Source organism: Shimwellia pseudoproteus, from assembly GCF_016415625.1.
Taxonomy (GTDB): domain Bacteria; phylum Pseudomonadota; class Gammaproteobacteria; order Enterobacterales; family Enterobacteriaceae; genus Shimwellia; species Shimwellia pseudoproteus.
In genome coordinates, this window is sequence record NZ_WBXP01000056.1 from 1 (window position 1) to 21,508 (window position 21,508).

The 21,508-nt window shown below is 57.7% G+C and carries 15 protein-coding genes; 6 read left to right on the forward strand and 9 right to left on the reverse strand.

Features of this window, described 5'->3' with window-relative positions:
• The first annotated feature begins 544 nt into the window (after window positions 1-544).
• Window positions 545-2,782 (forward strand): TonB-dependent receptor, encoded by a 2,238-nt coding sequence (locus tag F9C28_RS17670; protein ID WP_233149146.1) that lies wholly within the window; start codon window positions 545-547, stop codon window positions 2,780-2,782.
• Window positions 2,783-2,824: 42 nt separating this feature from the next.
• Here the strand turns inward: F9C28_RS17670 and F9C28_RS17675 are convergent, their stop codons facing one another.
• From F9C28_RS17675 to F9C28_RS17715, 9 genes are all read right to left on the reverse strand, one after another.
• Window positions 2,825-3,934 carry an alkene reductase gene (locus F9C28_RS17675; protein ID WP_199016601.1) on the reverse strand — a complete coding sequence of 370 codons (1,110 nt, stop codon included), beginning with the start codon at window positions 3,932-3,934 and terminating at the stop codon, window positions 2,825-2,827.
• Between the two features lie 146 nt (window positions 3,935-4,080).
• Window positions 4,081-6,159, reverse strand: coding sequence for a TonB-dependent receptor (locus F9C28_RS17680; RefSeq protein WP_199016602.1), 2,079 nt, complete (start codon window positions 6,157-6,159; stop codon window positions 4,081-4,083).
• A gap of 235 nt (window positions 6,160-6,394) precedes the next feature.
• The gene (locus F9C28_RS17685; protein ID WP_199016603.1) at window positions 6,395-9,517 is read right to left on the reverse strand and encodes an efflux RND transporter permease subunit; all 3,123 of its coding nucleotides are present in this window, start codon (window positions 9,515-9,517) and stop codon (window positions 6,395-6,397) included.
• Window positions 9,514-11,031, reverse strand: a complete 1,518-nt coding sequence (locus F9C28_RS17690) for an efflux RND transporter periplasmic adaptor subunit (RefSeq protein ID WP_199016604.1) — start codon at window positions 11,029-11,031, stop codon at window positions 9,514-9,516. Before F9C28_RS17690 ends, F9C28_RS17685 begins: the two co-directional genes overlap by 4 nt.
• On the reverse strand, window positions 11,031-12,284 hold the full coding sequence (locus F9C28_RS17695) for a TolC family protein (RefSeq protein ID WP_199016605.1): 1,254 nt from the start codon (window positions 12,282-12,284) through the stop codon (window positions 11,031-11,033). The genes F9C28_RS17690 and F9C28_RS17695 overlap by 1 nt, the downstream gene beginning before the upstream one ends.
• Window positions 12,285-12,297: 13 nt before the next feature.
• Complete coding sequence (locus F9C28_RS17700; RefSeq protein WP_199016606.1) at window positions 12,298-12,645, reverse strand: copper-binding protein; 348 nt, start codon at window positions 12,643-12,645, stop codon at window positions 12,298-12,300.
• Window positions 12,646-12,805: 160 nt separating this feature from the next.
• The gene (gene copM, locus F9C28_RS17705; RefSeq protein WP_199016607.1) at window positions 12,806-13,147 is read right to left on the reverse strand and encodes a CopM family metallochaperone; all 342 of its coding nucleotides are present in this window, start codon (window positions 13,145-13,147) and stop codon (window positions 12,806-12,808) included.
• Window positions 13,148-13,289: 142 nt separating this feature from the next.
• Complete coding sequence (locus F9C28_RS17710; protein ID WP_199016608.1) at window positions 13,290-14,762, reverse strand: Cu(+)/Ag(+) sensor histidine kinase; 1,473 nt, start codon at window positions 14,760-14,762, stop codon at window positions 13,290-13,292.
• A complete protein-coding gene (locus F9C28_RS17715; RefSeq protein ID WP_199016609.1) occupies window positions 14,752-15,435 on the reverse strand; it encodes a copper/silver response regulator transcription factor in 684 nt (227 codons plus the stop codon). The genes F9C28_RS17710 and F9C28_RS17715 overlap by 11 nt, the downstream gene beginning before the upstream one ends.
• Before the next feature lie 529 nt (window positions 15,436-15,964).
• Here F9C28_RS17715 and F9C28_RS17720 point away from each other — a divergent pair.
• The 5 genes from F9C28_RS17720 to F9C28_RS17740 all read left to right on the forward strand — a co-directional run bounded on the left by F9C28_RS17720 (window position 15,965) and on the right by F9C28_RS17740 (window position 21,437).
• Window positions 15,965-16,579, forward strand: a complete 615-nt coding sequence (locus tag F9C28_RS17720; RefSeq protein ID WP_199016610.1) for a fimbrial protein — start codon at window positions 15,965-15,967, stop codon at window positions 16,577-16,579.
• Window positions 16,580-16,670: 91 nt separating this feature from the next.
• Window positions 16,671-17,372 carry a fimbrial biogenesis chaperone gene (locus F9C28_RS17725; RefSeq protein ID WP_199016611.1) on the forward strand — a complete coding sequence of 234 codons (702 nt, stop codon included), beginning with the start codon at window positions 16,671-16,673 and terminating at the stop codon, window positions 17,370-17,372.
• Between the two features lie 11 nt (window positions 17,373-17,383).
• A complete protein-coding gene (locus F9C28_RS17730) occupies window positions 17,384-19,882 on the forward strand; it encodes a fimbria/pilus outer membrane usher protein (protein WP_408641535.1) in 2,499 nt (832 codons plus the stop codon).
• Entirely contained in the window at window positions 19,873-20,865 is a 993-nt protein-coding gene (locus tag F9C28_RS17735; RefSeq protein WP_199016612.1) for a fimbrial protein, read from the forward strand. The genes F9C28_RS17730 and F9C28_RS17735 overlap by 10 nt, the downstream gene beginning before the upstream one ends.
• 14 nt (window positions 20,866-20,879) lie before the next feature.
• Entirely contained in the window at window positions 20,880-21,437 is a 558-nt protein-coding gene (locus tag F9C28_RS17740; RefSeq protein WP_199016613.1) for a type 1 fimbrial protein, read from the forward strand.
• The last annotated feature ends 71 nt before the right edge of the window (window positions 21,438-21,508 follow it).

Consider the following 21,508-nt stretch of genomic DNA (forward strand, 5'->3'; position numbering starts at 1 on the left):
GATGTGTTTGCGGGAAAAAAATCGGCCCAGATCCGCGAAATTTTAATCAGCGAGTCAGCTTGGGAAGAAATGACCTGCTTATTCGCACCTTCCTTAGTACAGTGTGATTTATACACCTTGCCTCTATTTTGGTTATTAGTAGCTAACGCCATGATTTATTTATTTTTATATTGAAATTACTGGCCCTGATTAATAATAAATAATTCCGCCCGGTACTGCATTTGCGTGAAATTAATAAGCCCGGCTACACAGTGCGCCAGCCCGGTGCCGTGAGCGGCAGCGAGGATGTTGGTTACGGCCGCGAATAATGACAGTAAGGAGGCGGGACTATTGTTGGTGATGCGGTAGCAGCACGTTTTGTTATCTTATTAAATAACCAACATAAAAGATTATCTCGCCGGAAATTATCACCGGTAGTTCGCTTTTATTGGGCCACAGTGCGCGGCAGCGCCGGTTTCATTTTCCTTGCAATTATGTCATTTGTAATGATAATCACTCGCAAATAGCATTATTTATCATTCTCGTTCATCTGGAACTTATACAAATGCGTATCAACCCTGCTTCTGCCATGCGGGTAAAACCCCGCCTGCTGTCCGCCCTGATCAGTTCTGCGGTCTTTCCGGTACTGGCGGCCGCGCCGGCCACCAACGGCGGTAACACAACGATTAAGAAAGAAGATACCGTGGTGGTCACTGCGGCGCCGTCCAGTGATACCTTTACCCCCGGTGGCGACCAGCTGGTACCGGCATTCCTTGATGGCCAGATTGCCAACGGCGGCCGTATGGGGATGTTAGGGGAGCAGAAGGCCATGGATGTGCCGTTTAGCGTTATTGGCTATACCGCAAAGCTGGTGGCTGATCAGCAAGCCCACACCATTGCCGATGTTGTCGCGAATGACGCCGGGATCCAGGCCACCCAGGGCTACGGTAACTTTGCCGAAACCTACCGTATTCGCGGTTTTACCCTTGATGGCGATGACATGACCATGGGGGGCTTGTCGGGCGTGGTTCCCCGCCAGGTGATGGATACCCAGATGCTGGAACGCATTGAGATTTTTAAAGGGGCCAACGGCCTGATGAACGGCGCGGCGAACACCGGGGTCGGCGGGATGATCAACCTGGAGCCGAAACGGGCTGAATCCACCCCGATAACCCGGGTGGGTGTGGATTACACCTCTGACTCCCAGTTAGGGGGCAACCTCGACGTGGGCCGCCGCTTTGGGGATAACGATCAGTTTGGGGTACGGGTGAATCTGCTGCACCGCGAAGGCGGCACCCGGGTGGATGATGACCGCCGCCGGACTACCCTGGCGTCGATTGGCCTGGACTATAAAGGCGATCGCCTGCGCAGCTCGCTGGATTTTGGCTACCAGAAAAAGACCTTCCACGGCAGTACTGCCGGGATCAACATTACCGGGGTGGATTTTATTCCTCACGCCCCCAGCCCATCCCATAACTACAGCCAGAAATGGGCCTACAGCGATATTGAAAACGAATTCGGCATGCTGAAATCCGAATACGATCTGCTGGATAACAACCTGCTCACGGCCTATGCGGCGCTGGGTGGCCAGCATGCCCACGAAGAGGGGACCTACAGCTCACCGAAACTCCTCGACGCCAGCGGCAATGCCACCGCCGGGCGGCTGGATACCAACCGAATCAGCGATACCGCCAGCGGCATGGCCGGCCTGCGCAGCCAGTTTGATACCGGGTTTGTCAGCCATAAAGTCAACGTCGGTTACGCGGCCCAGAGCACCCAGGTCAAGACCGCCTGGGGGATGGCCTGGGGAAATGAAACGCCAACCAATATCTACGATACTCACCCGGTGCTAAAGCCCGACACCAATTTGTTTGGTGGTAAAAATTACACCGATCCGCTGACCACTGCGCGTAACCGTACGCAGGGCTGGTTGTTAAGCGACACCCTGGGGGTGCTGGATGACTCGGTATTATTAACCCTCGGCGCCCGCCATCAGAAAGTGGTGGTCACCAGTTATAACGCCAGCACCGGTAAGCAGGATTCCACGGGCAGCTACTCAGAACAGCGCTGGATGCCGACTTACGGCATTGTGTATAAACCCTGGGAAACCGTATCGCTGTATGCCAACCATACCGAGGCATTACAACCGGCCGGTACCGCCGGACAGGGGACGGTAAACTACGGACAAAGCCTTGGGATCATTCACTCCAGACAAAACGAAGTGGGCGTGAAGATGGACTTTGGCCGGGTGGGTGGCTCCGTGGCGCTATTTGAAATCAAAAAACCGTCGGTGCTGACCACCACCAGCAACAACCTGTCTTACAGCAAGCTGGATGGCGAACAGCGTAACCGCGGTATTGAACTGAATGCCTTTGGTGAGCCGGTACTGGGCCTGCGCCTTAACGGCGGCGCCACCTGGATAGATCCGGAGATGACCAAAACCCAGGGCGGCGTTAACGACGGCAAGGACGCTATCGGCGTGCCGCGTTTTACCGCGGTCTTTGGTGCTGAATATGATATCCCGCAGGTCCAGGGGCTGACCGCCACGGGCCGGGTAAACCATACCGGCTCCCAGTATGCTGATTCCGGTAACAGCAAAAAAATCTCGTCATACACCACCCTCGACCTCGGCATGCGCTACCGTATGCAGCTTAACGAGGACAAAAATGAGATGGTGGTACGGGTAGGGCTGGATAACGTCACCAACAAAAAATACTGGTCTGGGGTGGACTCCACCAGCGGGATTTACCTGTTCCAGGGCCAGGGACGTACTCTGAAAGCCTCAGTAAGCTACGACTTCTGATCCCAAAAACCGGGCGAATCCAGTGATTCGCCCGGTGTGCTGTTAGTGTGCCGGGGCGGCGTATACCGGGTAGTCGATATAACCGTGGGCATCACCGCCATACAGGGTCAGACGGGCATCGGCATCGAAGTCGGCCAGCGGCCAGTTATTGCGCAGCCGAAGAGCCAAATCCGGGTTGCTCACATACGGGGTCCCGAAGGCAAACAAGTCTGCATAACCTTTGGCCAGCATGGACTCGGCATTGGCGAGGGTCAGTTTACCGGCCACCATAATCAGGCCCGGATACACCGCCCGCACCTGCTGGCGGAAGCTGTCCGGCACATCCACGAAGCGGGAAATATTTTCCGAAAAGTGAATGTAGGCCAGGCGCATCGGCGCCATCTGCTCAATAGCTTTTAACGTCACCGCGACAATTTCGTCGTCCGGATTGGCAAAACCTTCAATCACGTGGGGCGACAGACGCACCGCCACTTTTTCGCTGCCGATGGCATCACACACCGCGCTCAGGGTCTCCATCAGAAAACGCATGCGGTTTTGCTGGCTGCCACCGTACTGATCGGTACGCAAGTTACTGGATTTATGCAGGAAGGTATCGAACAGATAGCCGTGGGCGGCGTGGATTTCCACCCCGTCGAACCCGGCTTCCATGGCGTTACGGGACGCCTGCACAAAGTCACGGATGGTATCGTCGATATCCTGCTGGGTCATGGCCCGGGGCATATCGGTTTCGATCATCCCAAAACCGCCTTCCGGCAGCGGGCCGAAGACCTTATCGGCATCTTTCTGGGCGGATGGCGCCAGAGGCTGCTGGCCGGCAATGCTGGCGTGGCTGCGGCGCCCGACATGCCATAGCTGAACAAAGATTTTACTGCCGGCGTCGTGCACCGCCCTGGTGACCTGCTTCCAGCCGTCAATATGCGCCTGGGTGTAGATCCCCGGGGTCATTGAGTAGCCGCGCGCCACGGCAGAAATGGGGGTTCCCTCGCTGATAATCAGCCCGGCATTGGCGCGCTGCTGATAATAGGTCGCCATCATGGCGTTGGGAACATCGCCCGGCTGCGAGGTGCGCGAGCGGGTCATTGGGGCCATGGCGATACGGCTGGTCAGCGGCAGGCTGCCAATGCTGACATTGTCAAAGATAGTGTGGGACATTGCCCTTCTCCCGGTTAACTGAACTGCCGCCAGCATAGCAAGGGGGCGGCGCTGCATTAACTGGCATAATGGCAAATAACTTTTGCTGTACCGGCAAAAAAGCGGCCCCTGGGGGGCCGCGCATAATAGTGAAAATGGGCTGCGGATCAGAAAGTGTAATTGACGGATAACCAGTAGTTACGGTCGGCGTTGACGTAGCCAGTGGTTGATGCTGCGGTCTGGAAGTAGTCCCCGGCGTATGTCGAGGAGCGCCCCACCTGGTAGTGCTTCACGCTGCTGAAATCTTTATTAAGCAGGTTGTTCACTGCGGCATTAAGTGTCAGTGCTTCAGTTAACTTCCAGGAGGCCCCGACATCAACCACGGTCCAGGCCTTCAGGTAAGGGCCGCGATCCTCGTAAATAGCCTGCTGCACCGGGCTGAGGTTTTCCGTGCGCACCAGCGCCCGGGGCGTTTTCCCCTGGTAGCGGGCGTTCAGCCAGGTGTTGACCGCATCGCTTGCCTGCCAGTTCAGCCGGGCGTTAGCCATATGTTTGGGGGTATAGCTCAATGGCATGCCCTTGTTGACGCCGTCCTGCTGCTTACTGCGCGTAAAGGTGTAATTCAGCGCCAGGGACCAGTCCGGGGACCACAGTGGAATACGGGAGGCCAATTCCACCCCGCCGGTATGGGCCTTGCCACTGTTGACGCTGGTGCTGGTCACGTCATCAAGTCTGCGCGAGACAATCTTATTGCGGTAGTCCGTGTAGAAGCCGGTGATATTGGCGTTCAGACCGGTGCCGCCATCGTAGTACAGCGCCGCTTCATAGCTGGTACTTTGCTCGGGGGTTAAATCCGGGTTACCAACACTATTAATGGTCCCCTGGCCGGTCACCCCGCTGATGCCGTTATGCAACTGCCCGAGGGACGGCGCTTTATAACCGGTGGTCACCCCGCCTTTGAGGGTCCAGTCGGGGTTCACATTCCATACCAGATAGGCCCGGGGGCTCCAGTGGCCGCCGAATACATCCTGGTGCTCATAACGGGTACCCCAGGTCAGGGTCAGCGGCTCCAGCAGGCGCCATTCGTCTTCGATATACAGTGAGCCACTTTTCTGGTGGAAGCGCTCCCCGGAGCTGACTTTCACCACGCCATCGGTCATCCGGGCGTCCCAGAGTTCGCCCCCGAGGGTCACCAGATGCGCCGCGCCTACCGGCATTAAAAACAGGGTATCGAGGATGGTGTTGGTGTTGTTCAGCGCCCGGGGGTTACCGGCCCGGCCGGCATTTGCCGGGGAGAGGGACGCGCTCGCCAGCTGGCGGCCTTTGTTTTGGGTCTGATTCCAGCTAAGGGTGGACTTCCAGGTGCCGATATCGAGGGTGGTGTCGTGGCCGAGGGTCACTTTATTGCGCTCATAGCGCAGGGTTTTATCGTAGCCGCCGGTCAGGCTACCCAGCTGCCCGTCGCTGTTGTTATAGCGCTGCCTGGCGCTATCCAAGTCCAGCCACAGGGTAGTGGTGTCGTGGGTTTTCAGATCCAGACGGGTGCCGATGGTGTAGTTTTCCCCGGCGGTAGGATAGGGAATACGGCTGACGCCTGTGTCGCTGAGTGAGGTGACGCTGGAGCCCTGGCGTTGGGTGGTGCTGCCGCGCACCTGGATAGCCAGCCGGTCATCGATAAGTGGCCCGCTGGTCCAGAAGTTGACCACGGCGCTGTTGCCCCATTTGTTATCGCTTTGCAGGTTGAGGCCGCTGTTAATACTGGTTTGCCAGCGGTTGGTGCTCTTTTTGGTGATAACGTTAACCACCCCGCCGATAGCGTCAGATCCATACAGGGTGGACATCGGGCCGCGGATCACCTCAATCCGCTCAATGGCGGACAGTGGCGGCATAAAACTGGTGTTCATGGCGGCGAAACCGTTGGGGGTCACGTCGCGGCTGCCGTTCTGGCGTACACCGTCAATCAGGATCAGGGTGTAACTGGCGGGCATCCCGCGGATGCTGATTTCCAGGCCACCGGTTTTCCCGGTGCCGCTCTGGACATCCACCCCCTCGACGGCGCGCAGGGCATCGGCAAGATCATTGTATTTGTTAGCCTGTAGTTCCTGTTGCGGGATCACCGAAATACTGGCAGCGGCATTGGTTATTTTCTGCTCGAAGCCGGAGGCGGTGACCACCATGACGTCATCCGCCGCGGCGTTCAGGCTTGCGCTGGCGAGGATGGCAGAGGTAATAAGAGAGAAACGCATGTTGTTGTCCTTATGGTTAAAAAGCAGGCAGCCATAAGGTAAGGGGGGCGCTGAGGGGGCAATATTATGTAAATATCTATTTGCGATTCATTATCAAATGCAAACAATAATCAATCAAACTTTACAGTAATTCTCAATGTACCAGAGGGACAGGGCGGTGGGGACGGTTGTGCTGCCCCCGGGCACAGGGGCAGCACGGTACCGGGAGACAGGCCCGGCAGGAGGGGAGCGGCGTCTATTTCTGGCGGTGGATCAGCTGGTAGACCGCCGGGATCACCAGCAGCGACAGCAGCGGCGCGGTGACCATACCGCCAATCATCGGGGCGGCGATCCGCTGCATCACCTCAGAACCGGTGCCGCTGCCCCACATAATCGGCAATAACCCGGCCATAATGGTGGCCACGGTCATCACTTTGGGGCGCACCCGCAACACGGCCCCTTCATGGATGGCGGCGTTAAGCAGCGGCCCGTCCAGCTTGCCGCGATGGTGCCCCGCGCGCTTGTCGATGGCGTGGTTGAGATACAGCACCATGATAACCCCGAACTCTGCCGCCACCCCGGCCAGGGCGATAAAGCCCACCGCCGCCGCCACTGAGAGGTTGTAACCCAGCAGGTACAGCAGCCAGACTCCGCCAATCAGGGCGAAGGGCAGGGTGCCCATGATCAGCAGCGCATCCTGAACCCGCTGAAAGGTCAGGTACAGCAGGACAAAAATAATCAGCAGGGTGACCGGCAGCACCACTTGCAGCTTCGCGGTGGCGCGCTCCAGATACTCATATTGCCCGGACCAACTCAGGGAGACCCCTTCCGGTAGCCGCAGCTGTCTGGCAACCGCGCTCTGCATATCGTCCACGGCGGATTTCAGATCGCGGCCGCGAATATCAACGTAGATCCAGTCAGACAGCCGGGCATTTTCACTTTTCAGCATTGGCGGGCCATCGTTAACCGCAATGCTGGCCAGTTCCGACAGGGCAATCTGGCCGCCGGAGGCGGTCACCACCGGCAGGTCGCGCAGTTTTTGCAGCGAGTCGCGCAGTTCCCGGGGGTAGCGGACGTTGATCGGGTAGCGTTCGCGGCCTTCGATGGTCTCGCCAACATTTTCCCCGCCCACCACGGCGGCTACCAGGGACTGTAACTCCTTCACCGAGACGCCATAACGGGCGGCTTTTAGCCGGTCGATATCCACGTCAATATATCGCCCGCCGTCGAGGCGTTCCGCCAGCGCTGAGGTCACCCCCGGTACCTGGCTGACGATACGTTCGATTTGCTCTGCGGTGCGCTCAATCAGCGCAATGTTGTCGCCGTTGACCTTGATACCCACCGGGCTTTTGATGCCGGTGGCCAGCATATCGAGGCGGTTACGGATGGGCGGCACCCAGACATTGGCCAGGCCCGGCACCTTGACCCGGCTGTCCAGCTCGGCAATCAGTTTGTCCATGGTCATTCCCGGGCGCCACTGATCTTTAGGTTTAAAACGAATGGTGGTTTCCAGCATGGTCAGCGGGGCCGGATCGGTAGCGGTGTCTGCCCGGCCCGCTTTACCAAACACGGTGTCCACTTCCGGCACGGTTTTAATCAGCCGGTCCGTCAGTTGTAATAAACGGGCCGCTTCGCGGCTGGAAATCCCCGGCAGTGTCGAGGGCATATACAGCAAGTCGCCCTCGTCGATGGCGGGCAAAAACTCACTGCCCAGCCGGGACAGGGGCCACAGGGTGGCGACCAGTACCACCCCGGCCACCACCAGCGTGGTTTTTGGCCGCTGTAATACCTTGTCCAGCAGCGGTTCATAGAGGCGGATCAGCGCCCGGTTAATCGGGTTGGCCTGCTCGTCGGGGATCTTGCCGCGAATAAAAAAGCCCATCAGGATCGGCACCAGGGTGATCCCCAGCCCGGCCGCCACTGCCATAGAATAGGTTTTGGTGAACGCCAGCGGCGAGAACATCTTCCCTTCCTGGGCTTCGAGGGTAAAGACTGGGATAAACGACAGGGTGATGATAAGCAGGCTGCAAAACAGGGCCGGGCCCACCTCGGTAGCGGCCTGCTGGGCCGCGTGCCAGTAATCCTCTGACGTGGGCTGGCGGTCGGGATTATCATGGCGCCATTGCTCCAGCACTTTGTGCATATTTTCGATCATCACGATGGCGGCATCCACCATGGCCCCAATGGCAATAGCAATCCCCCCGAGGGACATCATATTGGCACTGACCCCCTGGTAATGCATCACGATAAACGCCCCGAGGATCCCCAGCGGCAGCGTGATCATTGCCACCAGTGCCGAACGTAGATGGAACAGGAACAGGGCACACACCACTGCCACGACAATAAACTCTTCAATCAGCTTGTGGGTGAGGTTATCCACCGAGCGTTCGATCAGGTGCGATCGATCATAAACCGGGACTATCTCCACCCCGGGCGGCAGGCTGTTTTTTATCTCGGCCAGTTTGGCCTTCACCGCATTGATGGTGGTCAGGGCATTTTTACCCGAGCGCATAATCACCACGCCCCCGGCCACTTCCCCTTCGCCGTTGAGCTCGGCAATACCCCGGCGGATTTCCGGGCCCCGGCGCACCGTGGCGATGTCCGACAGCATCACCGGAATCCCCCCCCGGGAGGTGATCACAATGTGGTTAAAGTCCGCCAGCGATTTCAGGTAGCCGGAGGTGCGCACCATATATTCCGCTTCCCCCATTTCCACCACCGCGCCGCCCCCTTCCTGGTTACTGCTCTTGATGGCGGTAATGGCCTGATCATGGGTGATATTCAGGGCGCGCATCCGGTCCGGATCGAGCACCACCTGGTACTGTTTCACCATCCCGCCAATACTGGCCACTTCCGAGACGTCTGGCACGGTTTTCAGTTCATATTTCAGCAGCCAGTCCTGGAGGGCCCGCAGGTCCCCGAGGCTGTGTTTGCCGCTGTGGCCCACCAGGGCATATTCAAAGATCCAGCCCACCCCGGTGGCATCCGGGCCGAGGGAGGCCTTGGCCTCCGGCGGCAGTGATGACTGTACCTGGCTTAAATATTCCAGCACCCGGGAGCGGGCCCAGTAGAGATCGGTGCCGTCTTCAAACAGGACATAGACGTACGCGTCCCCGAACATCGAGTAACCGCGCACCGTTTTGGCCCCGGGGACCGAGAGCATGGTCGTGGTCAGGGGATACGTCACCTGGTCTTCGACGATTTGCGGCGCTTTGCCCGGGTAACTGATACGAATAATCACCTGGGTGTCTGATAAATCAGGCAGGGCATCCAGCGGGGCATGTTGCACGGACCATACCCCCCAGCCGGCCATCATCAGGGTGGCCAGCAAGACCAGCAGGCGGTTGCGCAGTGACCAGCGAATAACGGCGGCGATCATGGCTGCTCCTTATGGTCCTGATGGTCCTGATGAGGGCCGGCAGGCATCACATGGGTGATGGACGCGCCGTCTTCACTGACGCTGAAACTGAACATCACCGCTTCCCCGGCGCGCAGATCGCGGCTCAGTGCCGGAGAGATGCTGAAGTCCATGGTCATGGCGGGCCATTTCAGGGCTGGGACCGGCTGGTGGGAGATGGTCACCGTCTTTTCTTCACCGTTGAAGGTGTCGATCACCCCGGTGGTGGTGTAGGTCTGGGCCGCCGGTTTTTCCTGGCCGGCCGGTTGACTGGCGCTGTCGGCCATCTGAGGCAGGGCGCTATGCAGGCTGGCTTCCGAGTCTATCAGGAACTGGCCAGAGGTGACAACCTGCTGCCCCTCGCTGAGGCCGGAGGTTATCTCCGTCCAGCCATTCTGGCTGCGCCCGGTGGTGACCGTCACCGGGGTAAAATAGCCGTCCCCGCGGGTGACCAGTACCCGGTTATTATTGCCGGTCATGATCAGCGCCTCTTCCGGGATAACCAGCACCGCCTGGGCAGGGCCGCCCTGGGCAAGCCGGGTTTTCAGGTACATGCCGGGTTTCAGTAAGTGGCGGGGGTTATGCAGCACCACCCGGGCCTGTAGCGTGCGGGTGGTGACGTCCAGGTCCGGCAGGAGTTCTTCAACCTTGCCCTGGAACACCTCACCCGGCCAGCTCTGGGTGGTGGCCTCCAGGGTGCTGCCGGTGGTTATCTGGCTGGCCAGGCTTTCCGGGTAGCTTATCACCACCCATACCGGGTCGAGGCTGGATAATTCGAACAGCTCCTGAGCGGCGGCCACCTGGGTACCGGCCCGGACGGTTAATTTACTGATATAGCCGTCCGCGGGGGCGGTTAGTGTCACCCGGGTTTGCGGTTTGCCGCTGCGCTCGGCGCTGCGGATCACCGCTTCGGGCATAAATTGTAATTGCAGGCGCGCCCGGGCGGCGGCGGTGAGTGACCCATCGCCGAGGCGGCGCACCGCCAGGTACTCTTGCTGGGCGGCGGCCCACTGGGGATACCACAGCAGTGCCAGGGGCTCACCCCGTTTGACAAACTGCTGGCTGGCATTGACGTACAGCTTCTCAACTACGCCGCTGGCCAGGGCGGGGATCGCCTCCACACTGCGCTCATCCGTGGCCACGGTACCGAATGCCTCACTCTGGGTGGCCAGGGTGCGGCGGGTAACGGTGGCGGTGCGCACCCCGAGGTTTTGCTGCTGCCGGGGGCTGATGTTGACACCGTTCTGGTCGTCGCCTTCGTCGGCGTAACGCGGGACCAGGTCCATATCCATAAACGGCGATTTACCCGGTTTATCGAACCGGGCGCCGGGGCTCATAGGATCGTACCAGTAGAGGACTTTACGCCCGCTGTTATCTGGGGTGCTGGCGGGCTGTGCCGGGGCGGTATGGCCAGTGGTGCGGCCCAGCCAGAAGCCGCCGCCAGTGGCCAGAGCGACGAGGAGGGCCATCAGGCTGACGGTGGTGGTATTACGCATTAGTTCACGTCCTGTGGAATGAGGTAGCGAATGGCGGCCCAGCTATCTGCCAGGGCCTTTGCGGCATTGTTTTTGGCGACTTCGCCGTTAAGCAGGTCCCGCCGGGCGGCGAGGATCTCGGCCAGGGTGGCGCTACCGGATTGATACTGGGCCTCTACCAGGCTGATTTTGCTGTGCAGCAGCGGTAATACGTCCTGGTTCTGGCGGTCATAGATGGCTTTGGCCGCGTTGTATTGGGCAATCAGCGCCGCCAGATCCGCCTGATGCTGGCGCACCAGTTGGGTGAGCTGGTCATTCGCTTCATAAGTGCGGGACATATCGGCGGCGTGGTCTTTGTCCTGGCGTTTACTCTGGAAGATAGGCAAATCCACGGTGAACATCACCCCGGCCATATCGTCATAGTCATTGCCGCGCCGGGCGTAATAGACCTCGACCCCGACATCCGGGATAGCGGCCACTTCCGACTGGGCCGATTTGGCTTTGGCGCTGTCCGCCGCCCGGGCGGCCTGGACCACCTCCGGGTGCTGTTTAATGCCGTCGATTAAGGTGCTTTGATCGGCGGGCAGGCGTTCGATGCGCGGAAAGGTGCCGGAGGTGTCCGTGATGTCATCACCGGTGAGCTTTTGCAGGTTTGCCTGGGCAATTTGCACATCCCGGCGGGCGTTATCTTCCTCATTGCGCATGGCGTTCAGGGCCAGTTCGACATCCAGTACGCTGGAGGGGGTTGCCCCGCCGCTGGCCACCCCGGCCCGCTGGGTACCTACCTGGCGGCGGGTTTCGTTAATCAGTGCCTCAACGGCGGTAAGGGTCTGCCGGGACAGGGCGAGGTTAAACCAGGCCTGGGCGGTATCACGCTGTAAGGTGGCGCGGATTAGCGCCGCCCCGGCTTCGGTTTGCTGGGCCTGGGCGCGGATAGCATCCGCCTTACGCTCACGCTTGGTGCTGCTGACGTACTCCTGCATGATGCCCACCTTCTGCATGGTCATCCCTTCCCGGGAAAAACGGTGGTCATTGCCCCCCTGCACCGGCACGTTTTCCACCCCAAATTTCAGTTTGGGGTCGGGCAGTTGGGTGGCCGAGTCCGCCATATTGTTCAGGGCATTGACCTGATGGCTGTTCGCGGAGAGCGCGGCGGAGTAGCTTTCTGCGGCGCGGATCGCCTGATCCAGCGTGGTGGCGTGCGCAGGCAGCGCCGCCAGCAGGCACAGCAATAGCGGCAGCCCGCGCGCGGCGGTATTCAGCAGGGGGGTCATAATATCTCCGGCGTTATTGGGCGCGGGTGGTGTCCAGGGCGTAACCGGCGGTGGCCTGGTGGAAGGTAAACGCAATGTGCTGGCCAGCCGTCAGGGCGGCGCCGCGGTAGGCCGAGAGGTCAAAACGCATGGTCATCGGCGGCCAGTTAAGCTGGGGAATGGCCTGGTGGGCGATGGTAACCGTGTGGTTGTTGACCGCCTTAACCACGCCGCTGGCGCTATATTCGGCGGCGGCCGGGGTAGTGCTGGACATCGCCATGCCCGCCATTTGTGCGTGGTCGGTGGCGGCCAGGGCCGGGAAGGTTATCAGGCTTGCGCTGAACAGCGCGCCGGTCAGTATGGTTTGCAGCAGTGTCATCATCGTCTCCAGAAAATACCGGATAGGTATCGGAACAAACAGGTTATGGGTGTGCAGGTGTCCGATAATCAATCATGTTACTCGCCGGTGGCGCTTTATTATGGTGTGTCTTCCGGCGGTGATATTCCCGGTGTCGCGCAGCGATACGCGCACCGGGCGGGGGTTATTTTTGCAGCCAGTGTTGCATTTGGGCTATCTCACCTTTTTGGGCGCGAATAATATCGCTGGCCAGTTTGCGCATTTCCGGGTCTTTGCCGTATTTCAGTTCGGTTTCCGCCATGGCGATAGCGCCCTGGTGGTGGGCAATCATCCCTTTGGCAAAGGCTTTGTCAGGATCGCTTTCCTGCATCCCGGCCATCATGTCCTGGTGCATTTTGTCCATGCCCGCCATGTATTCCTGGCTGGCGGGAGAAGGGGATTGATGGTCGTGGGCCGCCATCTCCTGGGCGAAGGACGCCAGAGGGGTGGCCAGCGCCAGGGTCAATATCAGCTGTGTTATTTTCATCCGTTGCCTCGCGTATCATTTCCAGGGTCAGTGAGGGTGCCCGGCGCGGTGCCAGGCCACTGATTAAATGATAGATTGGCTATCCTGATGGTGGGATGACAGGAAAATGACAACGTTGTCATTTTCCGGCCTGAAAGGCAGATCAGGCCGGCGGTCTGGCGGGCAACTGGAGCGTAAAGCGCGTGGAGGTCGCATCAGAGGTGACGATGACTTCACCGTGGTGCGCTTTGATTATCGATTTAACAATCGCCAGCCCGATACCGCTGCCTTCCCCTTTGCGCTGGCGCGACGGGTCGACCCGGTAGAAGCGGTCAAACAGCCGGGGCAAATGGCTGGCGGGAATAGGCTGGCCGGGGTTTTCTACCGTCAGGGTCACTGTTTGCTGGCGGTTCGGGGCTGTCTGTTGGTGGCTCAGGGTTACCAGCACACGCTCCCCCTTTGGGGTGTAGCGGATGGCATTGGACAGCAGATTATTAATCGCCCGGCGGATCATTAACGGGTCCCCATACAGCAGTTGCGGCTCACCGGTTAGCACCAGGGCGACGCCGCGCTCTTCGGCAAAGGCTTCAAAGAAATCAAAAACTTTGATGACTTCCTGCTGTAAATCAATCAGGGTACTTTCCGGGATCAGCTGGTTGTTGTCGGCCTGGGCGAGAAACAGCATATCGCTGACCATTTTCGCCATCCGGTGGAACTCTTCGAGGTTGGAATAGAGGATATCCTCCAGCTCTTTCACGCAGCGCTGCTGGCTGAGGGCGATTTCCGTCTGGGTTATCAGGTTGGTTATCGGGGTGCGGATCTCGTGGGCAATATCCGCCGAAAAATGCGACTGGCGGGTAAAAACATCCTCAATACGCTCGATCATATGGTTGAAGGACTTTACCAGTTGCTCCAGCTCAATCGGCACGGCGCTTGGGTTGAGGCGGACGTCCAGATTGGCGGATGAAATATTGCCAATACGGGTGCTGACTGCGCGTAACGGGGCGTGCCCGCGATGTACCGCCACCAGGACTAACAGGATTATCAGCAGGCTGATAATCAGCGCCGAGATAACCAGCTTATATTTCAGGCTGTTGATGTAATGCAGGTGAAAATCCATCGACATGGCCATCACCAGCCGGTGGGTGGTTGGCTGGCCGTTCAGGGTGCTGACCACCGGAACGGCAATCACCCGGTAGGTGGTCTCTTTATGGCTGGCGTGGTGGGATGGCAGTGTACCGTGGCCGGCGGGCCCCAGGGTGTTCCACAGATAATAGCGCTGATCGTGTGGCCCATGCCGGGGGCTGAACGCGGCCAGGTTGGGCAGGCCGGCGGTCTGGAACAGCAGCTCACCGTTTTGCCCGGTCAGGTAGACAAAGACATTCTGGTAGGCGGCGGTCACTTTCTCGATATCCCGCACCCGCTCAGCGAGAGATTCCCGGTTATCCGCGAGGATATGCATGACATTGGCGCTGATCTGGGTGAGATCGTTCACATCCTGTTCGGCGAAGTGTTTTTCTACCGAGTTTATCATTATCCAGGTGAACACGAAGAACGCCACAATGGTCGACAGGCAGATAAAAAAGGTCAGCCGGAAGGCCAGGGAAAAAGAGCGCCCCAGGGCGTTACTCCGCATCCGGGACCTCAAGCATATAGCCAACGCCGCGTACAGTCTGGATGAGTTTAGGTTCGAACTCATTATCAATTTTGGCCCGTAGCCGTTTCACGGCCACATCAATAACGTTGGTGTCGCTGTCGAAGTTCATGTCCCAGACCTGAGAGGCTATCAGCGAACGGGGCAGCACCTCCCCCTGATGGCGAATAAAAAACTCCAGCAGGGTAAATTCCTTACTGGTCAGGGTGATGCGGGTGCCGTTGCGGGTCACTTTGCGGGATACCCGATCCAGCATTAAATCGGCAACCTGGAAGCGGCTCTCGGGGATGGCGTCGCTGCCGCGGCGCAGCAACGTGCGGATCCGCGCCAGCAGTTCGGCAAAGGCAAAGGGTTTGACCAGATAGTCATCGGCCCCCAGATCCAGCCCTTTCACCCGGTGTTCCACGGTGCCCAGCGCGGTGAGCAGCAGGATAGGCATCGCCCGCCCGGCAGAACGCAGCATGCGCACGATATCCCAGCCGTTAACGTCCGGGAGCATCACATCGAGGATGAGCAGGTCATAGGGTTCGGTCATGGCGAGGTGGTAGCCGTTGAGGCCGTTATCGGTAAGGTCCACCACGAAACCGGCTTCGCTCAGCCCTTTACACAGGTATTCGCCGGTTTTGGCTTCGTCTTCGACCACTAACAATTTCATACAGCCCCCGCCAGGCAGTGATACAGCAAGAGAGGATATCTTAATCGGCGCGGCAGCCAGCGCAAAGGGAAGCCCGGGAAAATGACAGAAATGTCATCTGATTCCCCGGGGGAATTAATAAATACCGCAAGAAATTACTAGGATGTTAATTATATTTCAATTGATTATTAATGAAACATAATGGAAAACAGCGTGTTATGGGTGTTTTTTGATCTGATTCATAAATAAAGAAATTGTAAATAAGTTGTAGATAGCTTTTTATTATTTATTTTTGAAGTTTGATAGGCGAAAACCATTAATAATCGGGAACACAGTAGTAGTGTGAATGTATATTAACCGGGAAATAGTTTTTGACGGGTTCTGGATTTTATATTTATTCCAGAGCGATTTCCTGCACCCTAAATATAGGTGACTGCCGGGATTTATTTGCTCCGTCAGAATTGCTATTCGCAATGGCACGGGTTAGTTACGCGGATGCCTGGCTGACGCTAGTGCTGTTATTTTCGTACTCCGGCAAAGGAAATAGATAATGAAAAAGGTAATTCTCTCTGCGGCTATTGCGACTGCATTTATTGGCATGTCATCTGCAAATGCCGCTGATCAAAATGTAGGTGGTGGCCAGGTTAATTTCTTCGGGAAAGTGACGGACGTGTCCTGTACGGTTTCTGTCAATGGCCAGGGCAGCGACGCCAATGTGTACCTCTCTCCGGTGACCTTAACCGAAGTGAAAGGCGCCGCGGCAGATACCTACCTGAAACCGAAATCTTTCACCATCGACGTGACCAACTGTCAGGCGGCTGAAACCAAAGATCAGACCAGCGTTGCCGGTGAGAAACTGGGCGTGAACTGGACCGGTGGTAACCTGCTGGCGGGCGCTAATTCTAACCAGAAAGGTTACCTGGCCAACACCGAAAGCACCGGTGCCCAGAATATTCAGCTGGTACTGGCAACGGATTCCAACACCTCGCTGACCAACAAAATCATCCCGGGTGATGCCAGCCAGCCGAAGGCAACTGGCGATACCGCGGCGGTGAGTAACGGTGCGCGTTTTACCTACTACGTTGGTTACGCGTCCAACACGCCGGACACCGTAACCACTGGTGTGGTAAACAGCTACGCCACTTACGAAATTACTTATCAGTAATTTTAGCGCCCTGTAATACACGCGCTTTTAATGCCGCGGGTTATACCCACCAGAAAGCGGCAGGTTCTGCCGCTTATTTTCTGAGGTTATAATGAAGCATCTTGCCCTGCTATTTAGCTTAATTTTTAGTATTCCGGTCTGGGCTAATAACATTATTGTTAACGGCACGCGGTTTATTTATCCAGGTAATGAGAAAGAAATTACCGTCCAGCTTTCTAATACGGCGGATCGTCCGGCATTAGCCCAGGCATGGCTGGACAACGGTGATGCCAGCGCAACGCCAGATACCATTACCACACCGTTTATTATTACCCCGCCCATTTCCCGGGTTGATGGCCGCAGCGGCCAGACACTGCGAATTAAGCTGGCAAATAATAGCGGTTTATCAACCACTAAAGAGTCCCTGTGGTGGTTGAACATCTTAGAAATTCCGCCGGTTGTTGCCGGGCAAAAAAATGAAGGCAGTAATATTCTGCAACTGGCCATCCGCTCACGCTTCAAATTTATCTATCGCCCTACCGGGCTGGGTAACCGGGATACCGCCGCCGAACAACTGGTGCTGACACATCAGGCGGGGGGCGTCAGCATCACGAACCCCACGCCGTTTTATATCACCGTAACGCGTATCTCCCGGGCAGGAGGGAAAGCCCTCAACCAGCACACTGCCATGGTGGCACCACAATCCAGCCAGACGGTTCCATTAAGCGCTGCCGTCACGGCAGGTGAGACGCTGACGATTAATAACATTAATGATTATGGTGCCGATGTCGCAGTGAAAACCGCTGTCAGATAAAGGATTAAAGCATGAAACCGAGGACCCGCTGCCTGACACTCCCTTGCCCGGCCATCATTGTGGCCGTTTGCTGGATGCCGACGATTGCCCACGCCAGCGATGCAACGCAAACCGGCACCGGCCAGGGGACAGAGTATCAGTTCAATGATGGCTTTATTGTCGGCAGCCGGGAAAAGGTTGATTTATCACGCTTTTCTTCCAGCGCAATCACCGAAGGGGTCTATTCGGTGGATGTGTATACCAACACCGAATGGAAAGGCCGCTACGAGCTGAATGTTACCCGGGATAAAAACGGTGAGCTGGGGATCTGCTATACCAAAGCGATGCTGGATAAATTTGGCATTGCCAGCGAGAAGCTCAACCCCACGCTCAGCCAGCAGGCGGGATATTGCGGGCGCCTGAAGGCGTGGCGCGATGATCCGGTGGTAAAAGATAACCTGATCCAGTCCTCTCTGCGCCTGGAGATAACCGTTCCGCAAATTTACGAAAACCAGCTCTATAAACACTATGTGAGCCCGGAATACTGGGATAAAGGCATCGCGGCGCTGAACCTCGGCTGGATGGCAAACGCCTGGAATAACCATACCTCGTCGTCCGGCGATAATAACAGCGCCTACCTCGGGGTAAATGGTGGTCTCTCCTGGGACGGCTGGCTGCTGAAGCATATCGGTAACCTGAACTGGCAGGAAAAACAGGGCGGGGCGCACTGGAAGAGTAACCAGACCTACTTACAGCGCCCGATCCCCCAGATCAACTCCATCGCCAGCGCGGGCCAGTTGTTTACCAGCGGTGAGTTTTTCGACACCATCGGGGTGCGCGGGATCAATCTGGCCACCGACGACAATATGTTCCCGGATGGTATTCGCAGTTATGCCCCGGAAATTCGCGGCGTTGCCAACAGTAACGCCCTGGTCAGTGTACGCCAGGGCGGCAACCTGATTTACCAGACCACGGTCCCGCCGGGCCCCTTCACCCTGACCGATGTCTACCCGTCTGGCTACGGCAGTGATCTGGATGTGACCGTGAAAGAGGCGGACGGCACCACCCATGTGTTCAGCGTGCCTTATGCCTCGGTGGCGCAGTTGCTGCGCCCGGGGATGACCCGCTATGCGCTGTCTGCCGGGAAAGTCGATAACACGAATTTGCGTAACAAACCCATGCTCTGGCAGGGCACCTGGCAGCACGGCCTGAACAATATGTTCACCCTCTATACCGGGGCCACCGGGTTTAATGATTACCAGGCCTTTTTGCTGGGTACCGGGATGAATACCGGGTTCGGGGCGCTCTCTTTTGATATCACCGGTTCGCGGTTGTCGCTGGACAGCGGCGATAAGCACGGCCAGAGCTACCGGGCAACCTTCAACCGTATGTTCACGGAAACCAAAACCAGCATCGTGCTGGCGGCCTACCGTTACTCCACCAAAGACTATTACAACCTGAGCGACGCGCTCTATACCGTGGATCAGCAAAAAAATCACCGCAGCGATTATGAACTGTGGCGGGAACGTAACGGCTTCAGCTTTACGGTAAACCAGAACCTGCCGGACGGCTGGGGCGGGGTCTATTTAAGCGGGCGGGTATCTGATTACTGGAACCGCAGCGGCACGGAAAAGCAGTACCAGGTCAGTTATAACAATATGTATGGCCGGCTCTCCTGGACCCTGGGCATGCAGCGGGTTTATACCCCGGAAAACAACGGCAACCGCCGCGACGACCGTATCTCACTTAACCTCAGTTATCCGCTGTACTTCGGGGATAGCCGCAGCGCCAACCTGACCTCAAACACCGTATGGAACGGTAGCCATTTTGCCAGCACCCAAATGGGGGTTAATGGCTCGCTGGATAACGAAAACAACCTCAACTACGGCGTGTCCACCACCACATCCAGCGGGGGCCACCATGATGTGGCGCTTAACGGCAGCTACCGTACCCCGTGGACCACCATGACTGGCAGTTACAGCCAGGGCCAGGGATACCGCCAGGGCGGGATAGGCGGCAGCGGTACGCTGATTGCCCACCGCCACGGGGTAACCTTCTCACCGGAAACCGGTACCACACTGGCACTGGTGGAGGCCAAAGACGCCGCCGGGGCAACCTTACCTGGCTCACCGGGTACCCGGGTGGACAGCAATGGCTACGCCATTCTGCCGTACCTGCGTCCGTACCGGATTAACGCCGTGGAGATCGATCCGAAAGGCACCCAGGACGATGTGGCCTTTGATAACACCGTGGCCCAGGTTGTGCCCTGGGAAGGCAGCGTGGTGAAAGTGGCCTTCGGCACCAAAGTGCAGAACAGCGTGATTATCCACGCGGTGCAGCGCGGTAATCAGCCGCTACCGTTTGCCGCCACCATTACTGATGCAAAAGGTAATGACATCGGCGTGGTGGGCCAGGGGAGCATGATGTTTATTAATGATGCCAGCGCCGGCGAGGCGATAGTGAAGTGGAGCGGCGGCGAGTGCCGCGTAACGATTAATTCTACAGCCGGTAAGGAAACAGTATGTCGCTAACCCCTCTTCTGCGCGCTATTTTACTGCTGGCGGCGCTGTGGTCCTCCGCCAGCTGGGCAATGTGCCAGCGCGGGCCTGCCGCCACCGTTAAGCTGGATATGACCATCGGGCGGATTATTGTTCCCCCGGATTTGCCGGTCGGGGCGGTGATTAAGAGCCAGGACTGGACCATGCCCGGCGGTGGCGGTATCGCCTATTACTGTACCGGCAACACCACCTTTGCGGCGAAAATTGTCGTTCCTAACGCTGTGGACACCGGTAATAAGGTCTTTTCTACCAATGTGCCGGGGATCGGCCTGCGCTTTAGCCGCGGCGGGAAGACCGTCAATATTGTCTACCCCGGTGAGTACAATACTAACGCCGGGCGGGGCACCAACTATTCCCTTGAAGGGTCGCGGTTTACCCTGGAGGTTATCAAAACCGCCCAGATAACCGGCAGCGGTACGCTGGCCCAGGGGCTCTATACCTCTTACGACTGGGACAGCGGTAACAACCCGATCCTGGAGACCTTCCTCAGCGCCAACGCCATCACGATTGTCTCCCCGTCCTGTACCGTGCTGAGTGGTAAAAATATGAATGTCGATATTGGCGCGATTAAACGCACCGACCTAAAAGGCGTGGGCACCTGGGCCGGGGGCACGCCGTTTAATATTCAACTGGAGTGCAGCGGGGGGGTAAGCGTCAGTGGCTATGCCAATATCAACACCACCTTTTCCGGCAACCTGGCAACCGGCACCCAGCCTAACCAGGGGGTATTAATCAATGAGAAAACCGGCAGCGCGGCGGCGAAAGGGGTCGGGGTTCAGGTACTGAAGGACGGTACCCCGCTGGAGTTTGATAAGAAATACCTTATCGGCCAGCTGGCCAGTTCACAAACCAGCACCTATACGCTGCCCTACACCGCCCGCTTCTATCAGTATCTTGCCGATATCAGCAGTGGCGAGGTGCAATCCCATATGGTCTTTAATCTGACTTACGATTAATTCAGGAGCGAACAATGTACGCAGCCAGCACAGGGAAGATGATCCGGTGGACCATGATGCTGTTAGCCACTGTGGCCAGTACGGCGGTCTCTGCGGCCGGGGGATTCCTCACCAATTATGACAAAGGGCAGGTCGGCTTTTTTGGCAAGGTAACCGATATCTCCTGTACGGTAACCGTCGGTGTCCAGCAGGAGATTGCCGGTAATGCCGTGGCGCGGCACCTGGCAAACAGTGTCACTGGCACCCAGAGTATTTCCAGCCCGGTGCGCGGGCTAACTGTGGCGGCGGGCCAGGTGTGGCTGGCACCGATAAGCCTGGCGGAAATCCATAACCATCAGGCCGGGGCCTTTTTAAAACCCCAGCCCTTCACCCTGCAACTTTCCCGCTGTCGGCTGAATAATGTTGATCGCGGTGGCCTCGATGCTGGGCAGGGTAATGTTCATGTGCGCTGGGTGGGGGGCTATGTGGTGAACGACGTCAATAATGAAAATGCCGGGTATCTGGCAAATACACTGCCGGACGGCGCCCAAAATATCTACCTCGCCTTAGGGAAGGTGCGAACAAGTTCCTGATATGAGATCATCATATTCATCCGGAGCGCATCCCAGAGGGACATCATGAGCCATCAACTCACCTTCGCCGA